Genomic DNA, 16,494 nt, shown 5'->3' on the forward strand with positions numbered 1-16,494 from the left:
ATTGCTAAACTATACCAAATATACCAATGAGAATGCCCATAGCTGGGTTACCTTCGTTCATGGAGCGGGTGGTAGCTCATCAATATGGTTTAAACAGTTACGGGAGTTTAAAAAGCATTTTAACGTGCTCCTGTTGGATTTAAGAGGGCACGGTAATTCAAAACCAAACTTAAAGGACACTTTTAATAGTGAATACACTTTTGACGCCATTACCGACGATATTGTGGAGGTCATCGATTTTGAGAACATAGAGCGATCCCATTTCATAGGAATATCCCTTGGAACGATATTGATAAGGAATCTGGCCGAGAAACACCCACATAGAGTAGAGACCATGATTATGGGTGGTGCCATTATGAAGCTTAATCTCCGTTCTCAAATTCTTATGAAACTTGGAGTAGTGTTCAAATCCATCATCCCTTATTTGTGGTTATATAAATTTTTTGCATTTGTTATAATGCCGAATAAAAACCATAAGGAGTCGAGGTCATTGTTCGTAAGGGAAGCTAAGAAGTTATATCAAAAAGAATTTATTAGATGGTTTAAGCTTACCTCCGAAATAAATCCATTACTTCGTTTCTTTAGGTCTGCAGACATTAAAATTCCTACGCTTTACGTAATGGGTGGAGAAGACTATCTTTTTTTACCATCGATACGAAAAATAGCTAATGCCCATGAGAATTCTCTTTTGTTCATCATTGAAGATTGTGGCCATGTCGTCAACGTAGAACAGCCGAAATTGTTTAATAGAATGGTTATTGGTTATCTGGTCGGGATGGAAAATAGATAGTAATTATTGACTTGATATTTCTTACTGAAAACAAGTATCAATAGAATAAGCGTAATAATGCAGCCCTGAGAGGATATTGATAGCTAATTCAAATAACCACTCTAAAAAATAAGATAGAAGTTATTTTTTTTAAGGTAGACTCAGAGCTGCTTTTTAATTACTCTTGATTTAGATTACACTGTAAAGAAACACACTAACCCAATTATAACGGGTAATTCCTATAAACATTTCCCTTTACCGATGAATTTTTACCTATTTTTTACGCTGTTTACTTAGGTCATGCTTCAAACTATAGTCTTCGATAGCTTTTCATAATAGGCATGTCATACAAAAATCCTTCGGTTCCTACAGTTTTCTTCTTAATTGTAAATGGCAACGGATATAGAGCTCCTTATCGGCTAAGTTTCTGCTAGTGGTTTGTTTAAGGTTCTTGAATCGGCGTATTTTCAATCCATTATTAGGATTAAAAAGCTCCAACACTTGCCATAAAGTAAATGTTGGCCTTCCGTATAATGCGTCGTAGGCCTGCCCTGATGTCATTTACTGGATTTTGGCGGAGCATATAACAATTTTGTTTTGGTATTGGCCCCAACGAAAATAGAGCCATCTTATCATTTGTTTCATGATATGGATGACTCTAATTACTTAAATTAAAGATTGATACAGCGAAAAGTGTATCTAAATCTATTAATTAATACAAGGTGCCGGATTGGGTCCAAAAGGTCCTCTTACATCACCATCTGGTGTTTCTATCGTATAAATATGTTCCTCTTCAAAAGCACCACTTGTATAGGATATAACCAAGTTAGAAGTACCTGCGGGAACATCAACCTCAAAATTGGCGGCGGATCCTGCGGTGAAGGTATAGTCTGTGGTTACTCCGTCTATTTCAAAGGTTACGAACGCTCCGTCCCATCCGTCTCCGAAAAGGTCGGTCATATCAATGACCCATGTTCCTGTTAAAGTTGCATCCGTAATCGGGGAGCATTTCACCAGTACTATAAAGTTGAACGCCTGTCGTTGCTCTGGCTGTCCCGTAACATTTGGGCTAAAATTATCGAATGTTACTACCGTGCCGTCCGTACCTGTCGCCGTACCCAAAAAGCGAATGAAATCACCACCCGAAATTTCATCGGTGCTGATGCCTAAGGCATCTGCGATTTCCGTGTAGGGAATGGATATTTGACTTGGAAAATCGGTAAGTGTAGTCAATACAATGGTATCACTAGCAACTCCTCCAGATTCTCTACTAACCGCCAATTGCCAAGAAGCTACATTGTCCTCCAGCGCATCTACCTTGGCTACAAGCGAGCTTGATGCGATTTCACCTGCAGCAACTATAGGTTCATCTACTATGATGCGTACAAAAGGAGATTTTGAATTATTTAATTCCAATAGGTTAAGGGGGTTCTTATCTTCGTCTTCGCATGATGCAAACAGTATTGCCATCACTAAAAATCCTAGAATTGATCTTATTGTTATTTTCATCTTAATTTTCTTTATTTAATTATACTACTCAACAAACCCCTCAGGATTGGTATCCCAGAAAACAGGAGTGTCTGGCGCAGCCTTCTGTGTAAAATTGTTATTACTGTCCGTGGCCGTTTGTGGGTACCACATGGACCTCAAAAATGTTCCCGAATCCTGCAGTACGAAACCTGGAGTTACATTATCTGGCTGTCCCGTTCTTCTATAGGTATTATATGCTTCAATACCATTGCCCCATAGCGCTATGAAATACTGCTCTGCAATTATTCTTAACTTATCGGTATCGTTTCCGCCGTCATAGGAGGCCAATATCTCGGCAATATGGGCGTCAATTGCGCCGCTTGAGGGTACAAATGTAGAACTCGATGCCAATGAAGAACCAAAAGAAACCACCGTATTAATCGAAGCTCTTATTCCGTTTTCTAAATATATTCTGGCATCACCTGTTGTGCCTAACTCCAGTGCTGCTTCGGCCAACATAAAGTTGGTGTAGGAAGACATCATCAGTGGTGAGATACCTGCACCTGCGAGCCCTTCTGTAACAGCTCCCGAACCGGATACGTTTCTAAAGGAATCATCGTCGAAAGGCCCTCCTACAGGATAAACTCCGTGTAAGGTTCGGAATGCATCATCTGGCGGAATACCGTCATCATCTAAATGATTTCTACCCCAATAGCCGTTTAGACCATTGATGTTGGGTACGGTACAGTAAGGTTGGTTAGCGGCCCACCAAGATGGTGTTGATATCTGTGTAACACATTCTTTTGTGACTACATCCGCTCCTGAAAAATCACTTTGTTGACGATAAAAATAGTATCTGATTCTTGGATCCGGTTCACCGTATTGGTTCGCCATAAGATCCATATAATAATTACAGGTATAAAAATCAGCGCTAGGCCCCGCACCATCATAATTAGCATCGAAATATGGATGCCTGTTGTCCGGAGCGGCATTTGATGTTCCCCATTGGAAAAAGAAATCATCAGAAGCATCTAACAGAAGTTCACCCTGCGCTATTAGACTATTTATAACTGCTATGGACTCCGATTCGTTTACCAAACGAGTCTGCAGATATAACTTTAAGCGCATGGTATTGGTAAGACGAATCCACTTGTCTTCATCACCACCGTAAAAAAGGTCGTTAGAGGGTAAGACCAATTCGTCCTTGTTAAAATTATCCAGCGCAGCTAGTAATAACGCATCTGCCGCAGCGTAGATAGATGCACCCGAATCTACATTAGGATTAAGAATTCCTTCGCTACCTACCAATGCTTCTGAATAGGGTACATCTCCAAAGAAATCTACCATGGACATCATTATGTAGGCTTCTAATACTTGACCTATAGCCAAATGTGTAAACTGCTCCGCCTCCTCCGCTAATGGATTCATGGTGCGGATATCTATTAATGCCCTTGCATACACATTGTCCCACAGTCTGTCAAAATCCGAAGGATTGTACATATCCCTATAAGTAGGGCCAAAACCATGCTGTATCCTTACGGGTTCCATTCCAAATTGACTGAGACCATTTTCATTTCTGCCCTCTTCACCAGAATGTATCTGGGCTGTCATTTGTTGAATCTGGTTTAGGAAAAAGTCCACACTTGCTTGATTAGGACTTAGGTCGTTAGGGCTCTCTACTACTCTTAGTTCCGTGGTTTCACAACTGCTAAATAGTAGGGTGACCAGGAGCACGGAAGCCCATTTTCTTATATTTAATATTTCTTTCATAATTTTTTGTTTTATTTCTTGACGATTAGAAACTTGCCCTTACGGTAAAACCATATCTGCGTGCCGATGGTCCTGTGATATAATCTATTCCTTGCCCATTACCTACACCGGCACTTGAAGCGTTCGTGTCATAATTAATATTGTCAGGAAAATTAACTGCCTTGAACCAGAGGTTTTGTCCAGATAGTGTAAACGATAGTGCTCCAAAAGGTGTTTTCTCCAATAGTTTTTTTGGAATGGCATAACCTAAAGAAGCTTCTTGTAGTCTAATAGTAGTACCATCAAAAACACTTAATTCATTGATATCACCTCCAAAAAAGGAGTTGAAACCTACCTCAGTTGATGAAATCGCCACATTGTTAGGTGTGCCATCAGCGAATACGCCCGGTAAGATGTAGTTTGCTTCACGATCAATAGGATTATCAGCATCTACGGTTCCACGACCAATTAAGGAAGCTGCTGTTAGCGAGTAAATATCTCCACCGTGTCTGTAGGATAAATTTGCGGAGAACGTTAAGCCCTTATACGATATTGAAGGAATTAGTGCTGTGGTCCAATCTGGATTGGGGTCACCGATTTCTGAAATGGTATTATCCACCAAATAGCGTCCGTTACCGCCAACTATTCTGTTTCCGTTATCATCACGTAGAAAGGTTGAGCCTAGAAATACGCCAAAGGGTCTGCCCTCTACTGCGTAGTTAGCAGCTTCCCCTGCTACTGCAAAAGTTAAGAGTATGTTGTTGGTTCCTTCAGCTAAATCTGTTACAATGGTCTCATTGGTCGTGAAATTACCCGCTAAATTGAACTTTAAACCGTTACCCTGATTCTTAATGATGTCTAAATCATAATCTATCTCCACTCCCTGAGAACGTATTTCCCCAATATTTACAAAGGTATTCGTGAAACCTGTTGAGCTATCCAAGGTTTGTTGTGTAATGAGGTCTTTTGTAGTTTTTTCATAGATACTCAGGTTTAGGTTCAATCTATTGAAAAGTCGGAAATCCATACCTAATTCTAACTCTCCTATACGCTCAGCTTTCAAATCTCTATTACCAAGCGTATTAGAGACCGTATTTCCAGAAATTACGTTGCCATTACTGTCAATAAAGTTTCTTGCACCTAAAGTAAGTACATCTCTCGTATTGAACGGTGTAGGGAAACCAGCGGAAGACCCGTATCCAAATCTTAATTTCAAATAATTAAGAACATTTCCTTGCATACCGTCAAAGGCTGCAGTGGGTATAAAGGAAACGCTGGCTCCGGGATATAGTATAGAGTTGTTCTCTGTCTCCAAGGTTGAAGACCAATCATTACGCGCCACGGCGTTTAGATAGATGTAGTCTTTATAGGATAAGGTTGCATCTAAATAGACACCGACTAGATTCTCTTCAAAATCCCTATTAATGGGAATTCCTGAAAATGAATTTATGGCAGAAGGCACGGTAAAATTAAAATGCTCCAGTACTCCAAAAACCAATTGTCCCGTACTTTCAAGACCATCTCTTGAGAAGGTATCCCTTCTACTGTTTAAGCCCAGTGTAGCCTTAAGATTCAGATTTTCGCTCAAGTCCTTATCCGAACTTAATATTAAATCGTGATTAAAAATACTATTTCTCGCGACCGACGTTCTTAAAATACCAAGAACGGGTCCGTCTACACCACCTTTATTCTGAGAGTAGCTATTAAGTTCGGTATAGCTATCCAATCCTAGTCTATAGGTAAGGTTCATCCAATCATTAAACTCGTAGCTCAAAGACATATTACCAATAAAACGTTCTGTATTCTGAGAGGTTTTGGAATTGGCAACGGTCCAATACGGATTTTGAATATCATTACCTGATCTGTAATAAACACTTCTACCATCTGCCGCCTGAAAAGGAAGGTTGGTTAAATCTACACTTCTGGGTGTGTAAAGGATATCACCGAAAATTGCACCACCATTAAAGGCTGCACCACTGCCTGTACTAACCGCATTTGGAGGAGATTTAAAACCTGTTCTCACAAAGTTAAAAACACCCGATGCGGTAAGTTTGTTAGATAGCCTGGCATTACCACCGATGCTGAAATTATTTCTGATCAAATTATTTCCTGGTGTAAATCCGATATCCTCTGTACGACCGTAATTAGCGTTAAAACTTACTTTTTCAGAACCACCTCTTATATTCACAGAGGTACTGTAAACATATCCAGTCCTAAAAAATTCTTCTACACCGTTATATGGTTTGTAAGGGTATGGATCATCTAGCAAATCTTCAAAGCCTGCTATTAACGTAGGATCCGCAATAAAGTTAAAAGGATGCCTTAAAATAGCTGTTCCGTTTGGGGAATCACCTACATATTGTGCTGCGTTAGCTATACCATCATCGTCCGTACGGTCAAATCGAGGACCCCAGTTACTAAAGAAAAAACCAAAACCTTGGTGAAAACCACCACCATAGTTATCTTGATAATCGGGTAATACCGCGTTGGAAAGAAAGACAGATTGGGTCAAGGATACCTCGGTCTTGCTTGGCGCATCACCTGTTACAGAGCCTTTGGTCGTAATTAAAATAACACCGTTTCGGCCTCTGTTACCATATAATACGGTAGCACTTAGTCCTTTTAGAACACTAACGGACTCAATTGCATTGGGGTCAATATCCAAGAAACGGCTAGATTCTGTATTGCCATCTAAGAAATTGGATTGTGTATTGGTGCCGGAATCGAACGGAATTCCATCTACTATGAATAAGGGTTGGTTAGACTGCGTAGCCGAAGAAAAACCCCTGATAATTATATTTGTTCCTGATCCAGATAGCCCGTTGTTGGCTGTAATATTTACACCTGCCACTTTGCCGCTTAAAACTCTTCCTATATCAGCTTCAGGTCTTGCTTCAACGGCTTCGGCCTCTACTGTCGTTACCGCATATCCAAGGGATCGCTTTTCTCTTACGATGCCCTGTGCCGTTACCACAACTTCTTGTAGCGCCTGGGCATCTTCGGCCATGGTTACATTAATGATGTTTTCTTGACCTACGGTTCGCTCTTCGGTAGCCTGCCCTATATAGGAATAGACGAGGACTTCACCTACTGATACCTGAATTGCGTAATTACCGTCAAAATCGGTCTGGATACCCGTCGTGGTACCTTTGATTAAAATGTTTACACCGGGTAAAGGAACACCTCCTTCATCCGTTACGTTACCTGTTACAGTTTTTTGTTGTGCATACGCCCAAGTCATCCCGGTCAGGAAAAGCATAAACAACCAAATACATTTTTTTTTCATACTTTAAAATTTAAATGAGTTAGTTATAAATGTTGAATGTAAAATGGAGCTCTAGTGGTTATGGTATCTGTAGAGAGGTTATACTTTTTGAAAAAGTAATAGATGGTTTTTAAGATAGTAACGGTTTAAGAGCTGTTTTACATTAGTCATTCACGTCAAAGAAACATGCTCTTGAATGGAAATGGGGAAACACTTATAAACGTTTACGCAGCCGATGAAAGTTTACGCCCATTTTACCTTTTGTAACAAATAGAGCCATATGCGTTATATATTTCGATATCTAAGAAAGTATGGCTCTATCCTATTAAATTGAGAATTTGACTGTACGGTTTATGAGAAAAAATAAACACGGGGCTCTTTGAAAAGTTATGCAGCCTGTTTTTTATAATGCTTAGTGAAGAATGTAAATTGCAGCCCTGAACAGGTTTGATGACTAATTCAAACAAAACTCTAAGGAATAGAAAAGAAGTTTTTCAATAGAAGTTTAATTTCAGAGCTGCTTTACACTAGAATGTATTACCTCAAAAATAACGTGCTCTGTATGTAATTATGGGAAAGACTTATAAACGTTTACGTATCCGATAAAAAATTCCCTAGGGTTTACTATGATGCCTCAACGGACATTCTTTGGTATTCGCTTGGAGTGGTTTGCGTATCCTTTTTAAATGCTTTGTTAAAAGTTACCTTATTATTATAACCTACCTCATAGGCCACATCTATAATATTTAAATTTCTTTGACTATCCTCATTAAATATTTGCTTGGCTTCACTGATTCTATATTTATTCACTAGCTCATGAAAATTCATTTGAAAGTGTTCGTTAATGACCTGAGAAGCGTTATGTCTTGTTGTATTTAGGCGCTCGGCAAGTTTTTCCAGGTTAATATCATTTTCTTTATAAATTTTTTCCTCATCGAATAAATAGATTAAACTATCTTTTAGCTCTACGGATAAACTTGGGGTAAGACCAGATTTTTCATATTTAAAAAAGAGTTTGTTAAAGGTAAAGGAACCTCCAAAAACACTAGGTTGAATGTTGGCACAGTACCCTATATACATGACCATTAATGCCATACAAACGACCTGTGAATGGTAAAGAAAACCTGATATGATATGGTTACTGATCAATATGCCGTAGCCTGCATAGCATAAGACATAGGCAATATGAATGAAGTATATATTACGCTGCCATATCCGGTGTTCTTTATTCGTATGTTCCTTAGAGTTCTTAGAAGCGAGATAAAGTTTGCGGATGAAGTACCCATAAATTACAAGGGAAATCAATTTTAATATAACTAGAATAATCACGTCGGGTGAGTCGCCTGGATTAAGTCCCTTGCTAGCTCTGTCCAACATCATGGCAAGTTTCTCATCTGCGGACATTATATAGGTAGGGAATATGTATATTAAAAATAATACTGTCGGGATAAGATGTAAAAGGTCTGATTTTTTAAACTTATATTTCTGCGTTATCCGTTTAAAATAAAAATACAATAGAGGGCCATATAGAAAGGAAAAACAGGTAGACATTAAATACGAATGAGGAAATTTGTACTGATAATTTGTAATGTTCAAACAGATATGAAGTATAAAGAAGGAATGAATGAATATGAAACTACCTATCAATACCTTGGCAGGGCGGTCTACCTTGCGATTAAACTGCACAATGATGGCGATATAAAAACCGATAAGCGCAACATACAGGTACATGAAGGACCAAAGACTAAATTTAGGGGTGTACTTTTCCGTAGCAGCTTCAAATTGAGGATTTTGCCTTATGTTATCAAACCACGAATCTGCAAAAACATCGGTATTGAAATCAGCATATAAATATTGTTCTATATAGGCAACACTCTCTTCAGTCTGATGGAGCGCAGCAAAGCCCTGCGCTACTTTTTTTAACGTCTTGGAATCATTTGGACCATTAGCCGTCAAGACCTTTTTATAGGTTTCAATGGCCTCTGGATACTTTTGTTCTATGAATAGTTTTTCGGCTGTGCTTCTCTGGGCCTCATGCAAATGTTGTTGAGGATAGTCTGTGTAGTCATCAAAGTCTATCGGTGGACTAGGATAACAGTAGAAACTAAGAAACAAGAATGTGATGAAGATTCTTAAAGTTCTCATTGGTTTTGATTGATGAATTAGCTTTCTATTAAAGTAATCATAAAATTTGTATGATGGCTGATTCCATCCTTAAAAAAGTAAGCCCCGATAATAGTTTACCTCTGTATATCAGCTAATTGTTTAGAGAATGATAGACCTGACTACTTCATTTTGCTGTCTCACCATTTAAATTGACCACAAAAAAAACCGGTGCTCCCACCGGTTTTTAACTAACTAACTCAAAAATTACTAACTCAAAAAAATTGAAAATAAATATCTAAAGTTTTAATTGCTTTTATCAATGTATTGATACTTAATTTTTTAACGCCGTATAAACGAATATATTGTTGTAAATGTTAAAAAATTAAATTAGTCCTGTAAGGCAAATACTTTTCTAAGTAGATCGCTTGTTCTGGAAGATACTTTTGTGCGTATTTCTTTTTCCTCCACCGCAATCATGGTATAAACTCCTTCTAAGGCCTGAGAGGTAACGTAATCCGTTAAATCCGGATTCACATTATTGGTCAACGGTATCGAATTATATCTATTGATTAAAGAACTCCAAATTTTGTCGGCACCTACCTTTTCAAATGAGGATTTAATCACCGGATTAAATTTGTAGTATAACTCTTTCTGGGTAGCATTGGTAAGGTACGAGGTAGCCGCTTTGTCATCTCCTAATAAAATGGCTTTGGCATCATTGAAGGAAATTCCCTTAACGGCATTAACAAATATCGGGGTGGCCTCTGATACCGCATCTTCCGCCGCTCTGTTTAAAACTCTTAGCCCTTCATCGGCTAGATTATCCAGACCTATATCGCGCAGGGTTTTGTCAACTTTTCGAAGTTCCTCCGGTAAAAGAATTTTTACCAGATCGTTCTTATAAAAACCGTCCGTCTGCGTAAGTTTACTCACTTGTTTTGCAATACCCTTGTCCAAGGCAGCTCTAAGGCCATTGCCAATTTCTTCATTTCCCAGTGTTGTACCTTGGGGCAGTTGATCTACTACTTGTTGTAATTCCGCACAGGAGATAAATAATGTCAGAAGTGTTGCTATTCCTATCTTTTTCAGCATAATTTTATTTCAAAGTATTAATAACTTGTTTATTCACTTACGAGAAAACTACGGTTTTATTGTTGTAAACCATCGTTTTCCTTTCAATATGTAATTTAAGTGCCCTGGACAGTACTATTTTTTCTAGATCTCTTCCCTTGGTAATAAAATCTGAAATGGAATGGGTATGGGATACGGTGGTTACATCTTGCTCAATGATTGGGCCTGCATCTAATTCTTCCGTTACGTAATGGCTAGTGGCGCCAATTATCTTCACTCCTCTGGCAAAAGCCGCGTGGTAAGGTTTGGCTCCGGCAAAAGCGGGTAAAAAAGAATGATGGATATTGATTATCTTATTCGGAAATCTGTCGATCAAAGTTGAACTGACAATTTGCATATATCTGGCTAAGACTATAAAATCGATTTGATACTCTTTCAGTAATTTCAGTTGTTCTTGTTCTGCCGTATCACGTTTATCCTTTGTAAAGGGCACATGGTAAAAAGGAATGTTGAATTGTGCTGCAATATATGCCAGGTCCGGATGGTTGCTTAATATGAAAGGGATATCCACTTTGAGCTCACCGGAATTAAACCTACTAAGTATATCGTACAGACAATGGTTGTACTTGGACACGAACAAAGCCATTTTTGGTTTGGAGTCAGCACTATGAATACTAAAATCCATATCGTGTGTAAGCGCTAGCTCTTTCTTGAAGCTTGTACGGAACTCTTTTAACTTAAATGATTGAGCATCAAAATCGCTCTCCAAACGCATGAAGAATACATTTTCTGATTTATCTACATGTTGGTCCAAATAGATAATGTTTCCACCATTGGAGTGGATAAAGCCGGTTACGGAACAAACTATTCCGGATTGATCCGGACAATTTATTAGAATAAAAATTTTCAAAATAGTCTTATTAAGCTAGTAAAATTAGACTATTCTTTTTAAGGTTTAAAGCCGTAGTGCTTAATATAACAAAACTTTTAAACTTGAAGTGAAACTATTAATTCATTGCAGTTTTCCACCTTTTAAAATAGCGTTTAAAACTTTTAATCTCTGAACGGAGAAGATTTATATACTCTAATTCCTTTACGCCATCCTTTTCAAGGCCTAGACAATAGGAATTCATATTTCTTATCATAATGTTGATGTAGGAAACTTGTTCCAAACGCTCGGTATTGGAGATGGATCGCTCCGCTTTAGCGATTTTTTGGGGAATTAATATAGTATCCGTAAGTAAGGCATTGGCAATACTATCTCTAAGACTATTGGATTCGTACAGTTTTAATAGGTCCTTGTTAAAGGAAACGTACGAAACGATTTCTCTACTCACATAACAGAGTTCCAGAGCCTTTTTGTAGATGGGAATATGTCTTAAATTTTTCTTGCTCATTACAACTAAACTTAGCTTAAAGTTACTTTGGTATTTTGAAGATTTATCTTTGTAATCGAAAGAGATTTATTAAATTTACCTTTAAAACCAAATTAATTTAATTGTGGAGTTTTGAATGTAAAGCTAGATGAGCTTAATTGGAAAATACTTCAACGTTTGCAGTTGAATGCCAGGGAATCCTTTGCCAAAATCGGTAGATATGTTGGCTTAACAGCCCCTGCAGTGGGAGAGCGCGTAAAGAAAATGGAGGATTTAGGAGTACTGGTCGGATATAACGCCAGAGTGTCCCATGCGCTTGCAGGGCATCAACTCAAGGCAATTATTACACTTAGAGCGTTTATGGGAAAATTAAAACCTTTTTTGTCGCTTGTACATACCTTAGATGAGGTGGTTAATTGCTACAGGATTACAGGTAATGAAAATATTGTTATGGAGGTGGTCTTCCAAGATCAATTTCATTTAGAACAATTTATAGATAAATTGATACAATATGGGGAAACCAGAACCAATATTGTATTGTCCCAAGTCATCTCAAATGCACCAATCAAAAGGATTATTGAAAAAGAGTAGCTTGTGGCTTTTTGTGGTCTCTCCGAAGAATAATTTAATTTTTTTCCTATTACTAATTAGTATAACTAAATTTAAAAGAAAAATTTGGCTAGATTTTTGATAAAGTCTTAAGTATGAAAAAAACTATTACGCTTCTTTTATTCATAATTCCTTTTATAGTACTTGCACAAGAACTGAGAATATCAAAAGGTGTCATAACAGATAATATTAAGGTTAACGATACCTTGGCCGAAACGTTTTCGCTCTACCTTCCAACAGATTTTACCACGTCCAAGCCTTGGCCAATCATTTTTGTGATGGATTTAGAGGGTAAGGGAAAGCAAGCCCTTTCTATGTTCAAGGGAGCGGCAGAGGAAGAAGGTTTTATTTTGGCTAGTTCTAATGATGTTAGTGATACACTAACACTATCAAAGAATGTTTTAATTGTAAGTAGGATGTTCAATAGCGTAGCTAAGCTGTTGCCCATACGCAAAAATATGACTTATACCGGCGGTTTTTCGGATGGTGCTAGGTTTGCTTCCATTGTCCCTACGTTCATTTCTGAGATAAAAGGAGTTGTTTCATGTGGCGCGGCAGTTGGTAATGCTGAAATTCTTAGTGCCAAAAAACCCTTTCATTTTATTGGGATAGCCGGGCGAGAGGATTATAATTATAGGGAATTGTTAGAAACTAGAAAAATTCTGAACGAACTCAAATTCCCCAATAACCTTCACTTTTCCGATGTGGGTCATGAATGGCCTAAAAAGGAAGAACTGGCAAACGCTATGCGGCAACTAAAGCTTGCGGCAATGGCCAAAGGATATTTAGAGAAAGATATGGATTTTATTCAAAAAGCATATGAAACCGATTTTACAAAGGCGAATAGGATGTTTACTGATGAAAAACCTTTATTAACAGATCATATTCTTAATGAGATGATGCGTTCCTATCGTCCTTTTTTAAGTCTGGATTCTCTAAAGAGTAGTCGCAGACAATTACGACGTAGTAATTCGTTCAAGACCAAAAATAGAGCACAAAATAATTACTTTCTTAAGGAATCCTTTATAAAGGCAGATTACGGTTATTACTTGGAAGAGGATGTAATTACGTATAATTACAACAACCTTGGATGGTGGAACTACCAGATGTCCGAGTTGGCTAAAATGGAAAAAAGTTCCATTTTTTTCCAAAATCAAATGGCAAAACGTTTAAGAGGTTATGTAAATGCCTTAATCGATGATAATATAGATGTCGTAAATTCAGATAAGGTGGTAGATGTACAGGCGCTGAATTTCCTCTATATGCTAAAAACCATAACGCAGCCTGATGAGTATGAAGGGTATTTGAAGGTTATTTCCAATAGCTCGTTAATTGAGGATTATGGTACGGCGTTATTTTATTTGGAAGAGTTGCTGAAGGTGGGATACACGGACAGAACAGCATTATACGATTTGGAGCACACCGCTCTCCTAAGAATAACACCAGAATTCAACAAAATAGTCGACAAATACCTTAAGAATGCCCGTTACGATATTATTGAAGACTAAGATGGGGCACGGTATCTAGATCCCAATCTATGACCAACCCCTTTGCAAGGGAAATAGCTATTTCTTCTCCGTACAGTTTTTCGCACAAATACAGCGCCGCTTCAAAGCTTTTTGCACCACCAACTGAAGTAATGTATTTACCGTCGTGCACGAACAGTACGCTGTCCTTAACTTTCAAATGAGGAAACATCTTTCTGTAGGTGTCAATATCACTAGGGAAAGTTGTGGAGGTAACATCATTTAAGACACCTGCCTTTGCTAGAACAAACGCTCCGTCGCAGTGGCTAGTAACGTAAAGGGCCGTTTTGTCGGTTTTTCTGATAAATTCCAGTAAAACGTCATCTTCTAAATCAGTATCTAAATGATGCTCTGCGCTTGGTACTACAAGGATGTCTATTTGTGGTAGACTATCTTTTGTATAATCGAAATCCGGTAAAATTTTAAGTCCTTCAAAAGAAGTGATAGGCTCAAGAGTATTCGCTACGGAAAAAGTGTTCATGGCCTTTATATTGTCACGATATTGTGTATGCTGAAAAATATCATAAGGCGCGGTAAATTCCGTATTGTATACACCGTCCATAATTAAGAACGCAACATTATACCTATTTTCTTTAAGTTCTGGCACAAAACGTTCTGCGACGGCTTTTGAGTCATTTTCTGTTTTTTCTTGCTTACAACCAAAAGCGATTAGTAGTATTAAGAGGATAAGTGAATTGATTTTCATTAGGTATGATTTTATGCTACACAAGTTAATGGTAATACGAAATATGAAAAATATAGATATCGTATTTTTGTAAAAAAAAGCGGAATATATGTTTAATTCAAGAATATGGTTTGTTTTATGCGTACTAATTTTAAGTTGTAGGCAAGAAAAACGATATCATGATGTTAAGGAAGAGGTTGTTGCAGTCGCCGATAACGACAAACTTGCCGCTATTCTAGAATTTCAAAAAGAGCTCAATGCAGAATTTAAGGACCCGGAGGTATCTCCATTAGCAGATAGGCACCGCAAAAATTTTGAAGGTTTGGAATTTTTTAAACCCGACACCAATTATGTGGTGCAGGCAAAATTCATGAGAACACCAGATGCTTTACCTTTCTTAATGCCTACCAGTACAGATAGAAAATCTGAAGAAGTGGTCTATGCCATAGTAGAATTTCAACTTAAAGGAAAGACTTATGAGTTGGAAGTATATCAAAATCCGGAGTTAATACTTGAAGAAAAATATACAGACTATCTATTCTTGCCCTTTACCGACCTAACCAATGGAAAGGAAACCTATGGCGGTGGAAGGTATTTGGATTTGAGAATACCTGACGGGAACACTATTGTTATCGATTTTAATAAAGCATATAATCCCTATTGCGCCTATAATAAGAAATATTCATGTCCTTTAGTACCTTCAGTTAACAACCTGAACACTAAAATTTTGGCGGGCGTTAAAGCTTTTAAAAAATAAAAACCCAACGTCTCCGCTGGGTTTTTGGTGTTTGAAACTATAAATTAACACTGTAATTTGTTCTTAGAAAGAATAGATGGCCGCAAGAGCAAATGAAGAAAGGCTACTTGAGGTATCAACACCGTTACTTTCAATAAATGGCTCGTTGTCGTTGCCAAAACTATCCAGTCTTATTTCTGGCTTTAAAATTAGATTGTCTTTTGTAAAGCTACCGGTAAGGGTTAATGCTGTAACAGGCGTGTCATCGAATCCATCCGCTGTGGCAGTAAAATATTCTCCTCTTAGTCCGATAGCGAAACTTTCTGAAGTCGTAATTTGTGGGTAAAGAGCCGCACCATAAAAACCTGTTTCAGTCTCAGAATTATCATTGTAAGCTGCATTGATTCCTAGGAAAAAGCTGTCAGAAACATCAAATCCACCCGTATAATCAACTTCAAATCCTAAACCTCCGTTGCTACCGCTGTCGTAGTATACGTTAATATATTGTCCGTAGAAACCTAATTGCGTACCGAAACCATATTCTCCCGTGGCACTTGTGTCGTTAACATCCCAAGGATTCGTTACGGCTAACATTAAACTAACATCATCAGATAAGGCAATATCAGCTTTAACACCTAAATGGGAAAAGGGCCCGTTAGAAAATAAATAAGATACGCTATAGTTAAAATTTGCTGCTGGGGCAATAACTTCATATCCCAAAAAGGTATTCCAACGACCAGCAGTAAGCGTTACTTTGTCTGAAACATTCCAATAAGCGTAAGCCTGATTTATAATTCCGTTTAAAACGTCGTTTTCGAAAGTTGCTTCCGTACCTCTAGGTCCAAAAACTAAATCTACCACAACACCGGTATCTCCCATGTCATAACTACCTATTAAATTAGCCATACCTAAAGCGAAACCTGTTTGGTTAGCAAAGGAAGTACCTGTGGCCGTAGTAGCTTGGCCACCGTCACTAAAAGTAGTTCTATAGTAGGTGTCTATGCTTCCGGATAATGAGAATTTTGAGGTTTCCTCTTCTTCTTGTGCTACAAGAGAAACTGTAGAAAAAACAGTAAATGCTAAAAGAAATAAATTTTTCACGAATTTTGTAGAAATAATCGTTTTCATAAGT

The 16,494-nt window shown here is 38.0% G+C and carries 14 protein-coding genes; 4 read left to right on the forward strand and 10 right to left on the reverse strand.

Features of this window, described 5'->3' with window-relative positions; translation table 11 throughout:
* Position 1: 1 nt before the first annotated feature.
* On the forward strand, positions 2-790 hold the full coding sequence (locus BFP77_RS04525) for an alpha/beta fold hydrolase (RefSeq protein WP_099572909.1): 789 nt from the start codon (positions 2-4) through the stop codon (positions 788-790).
* Between the two features lie 345 nt (positions 791-1,135).
* Here the strand turns inward: BFP77_RS04525 and BFP77_RS16815 are convergent, their stop codons facing one another.
* The 8 genes from BFP77_RS16815 to BFP77_RS04560 all read right to left on the reverse strand — a co-directional run bounded on the left by BFP77_RS16815 (position 1,136) and on the right by BFP77_RS04560 (position 11,827).
* Complete coding sequence (locus BFP77_RS16815) at positions 1,136-1,330, reverse strand: hypothetical protein (protein ID WP_143751843.1); 195 nt, start codon at positions 1,328-1,330, stop codon at positions 1,136-1,138.
* Between the two features lie 147 nt (positions 1,331-1,477).
* Positions 1,478-2,278: a hypothetical protein gene (locus BFP77_RS04530; RefSeq protein WP_143751844.1), complete on the reverse strand. Its 801-nt coding sequence runs from the start codon at positions 2,276-2,278 to the stop codon at positions 1,478-1,480.
* 24 nt (positions 2,279-2,302) lie between these two features.
* Positions 2,303-4,009 (reverse strand): SusD/RagB family nutrient-binding outer membrane lipoprotein, encoded by a 1,707-nt coding sequence (locus BFP77_RS04535; RefSeq protein ID WP_099572879.1) that lies wholly within the window; start codon positions 4,007-4,009, stop codon positions 2,303-2,305.
* Between the two features lie 25 nt (positions 4,010-4,034).
* Complete coding sequence (locus tag BFP77_RS04540) at positions 4,035-7,274, reverse strand: SusC/RagA family TonB-linked outer membrane protein (protein WP_099572880.1); 3,240 nt, start codon at positions 7,272-7,274, stop codon at positions 4,035-4,037.
* Positions 7,275-7,877: 603 nt separating this feature from the next.
* Positions 7,878-9,398 (reverse strand): helix-turn-helix domain-containing protein, encoded by a 1,521-nt coding sequence (locus BFP77_RS04545; RefSeq protein ID WP_099572881.1) that lies wholly within the window; start codon positions 9,396-9,398, stop codon positions 7,878-7,880.
* A 348-nt stretch (positions 9,399-9,746) separates the two neighbouring features.
* Positions 9,747-10,451, reverse strand: coding sequence for a DUF4197 domain-containing protein (locus BFP77_RS04550; protein ID WP_099572882.1), 705 nt, complete (start codon positions 10,449-10,451; stop codon positions 9,747-9,749).
* A 37-nt stretch (positions 10,452-10,488) separates the two neighbouring features.
* Positions 10,489-11,340, reverse strand: a complete 852-nt coding sequence (gene purU, locus BFP77_RS04555) for a formyltetrahydrofolate deformylase (RefSeq protein ID WP_099572883.1) — start codon at positions 11,338-11,340, stop codon at positions 10,489-10,491.
* Positions 11,341-11,437: 97 nt separating this feature from the next.
* Positions 11,438-11,827: a hypothetical protein gene (locus BFP77_RS04560; RefSeq protein ID WP_099572884.1), complete on the reverse strand. Its 390-nt coding sequence runs from the start codon at positions 11,825-11,827 to the stop codon at positions 11,438-11,440.
* Positions 11,828-11,938: 111 nt separating this feature from the next.
* Between BFP77_RS04560 and BFP77_RS04565 the strand changes: the two genes are divergently transcribed.
* The gene (locus tag BFP77_RS04565) at positions 11,939-12,397 is read left to right on the forward strand and encodes an Lrp/AsnC family transcriptional regulator (RefSeq protein WP_099572885.1); all 459 of its coding nucleotides are present in this window, start codon (positions 11,939-11,941) and stop codon (positions 12,395-12,397) included.
* Between the two features lie 113 nt (positions 12,398-12,510).
* On the forward strand, positions 12,511-13,923 hold the full coding sequence (locus tag BFP77_RS04570; RefSeq protein WP_099572886.1) for an alpha/beta hydrolase: 1,413 nt from the start codon (positions 12,511-12,513) through the stop codon (positions 13,921-13,923).
* Here BFP77_RS04570 and BFP77_RS04575 read toward each other — a convergent pair.
* Positions 13,910-14,647 (reverse strand): DJ-1/PfpI family protein, encoded by a 738-nt coding sequence (locus BFP77_RS04575; protein WP_099572887.1) that lies wholly within the window; start codon positions 14,645-14,647, stop codon positions 13,910-13,912. The genes BFP77_RS04570 and BFP77_RS04575 overlap by 14 nt on opposite strands.
* Before the next feature lie 88 nt (positions 14,648-14,735).
* Between BFP77_RS04575 and BFP77_RS04580 the strand changes: the two genes are divergently transcribed.
* Positions 14,736-15,383 (forward strand): DUF1684 domain-containing protein, encoded by a 648-nt coding sequence (locus BFP77_RS04580; protein WP_099572888.1) that lies wholly within the window; start codon positions 14,736-14,738, stop codon positions 15,381-15,383.
* Positions 15,384-15,446: 63 nt separating this feature from the next.
* On the opposite strand, the gene BFP77_RS04585 is transcribed toward BFP77_RS04580, so the two are convergent.
* Entirely contained in the window at positions 15,447-16,490 is a 1,044-nt protein-coding gene (locus BFP77_RS04585; protein ID WP_099572889.1) for an outer membrane beta-barrel protein, read from the reverse strand.
* Positions 16,491-16,494 lie beyond the last annotated feature (4 nt).

Source organism: Maribacter sp. 4U21 (genome assembly GCF_002742365.1).
Classification (GTDB): domain Bacteria; phylum Bacteroidota; class Bacteroidia; order Flavobacteriales; family Flavobacteriaceae; genus Maribacter.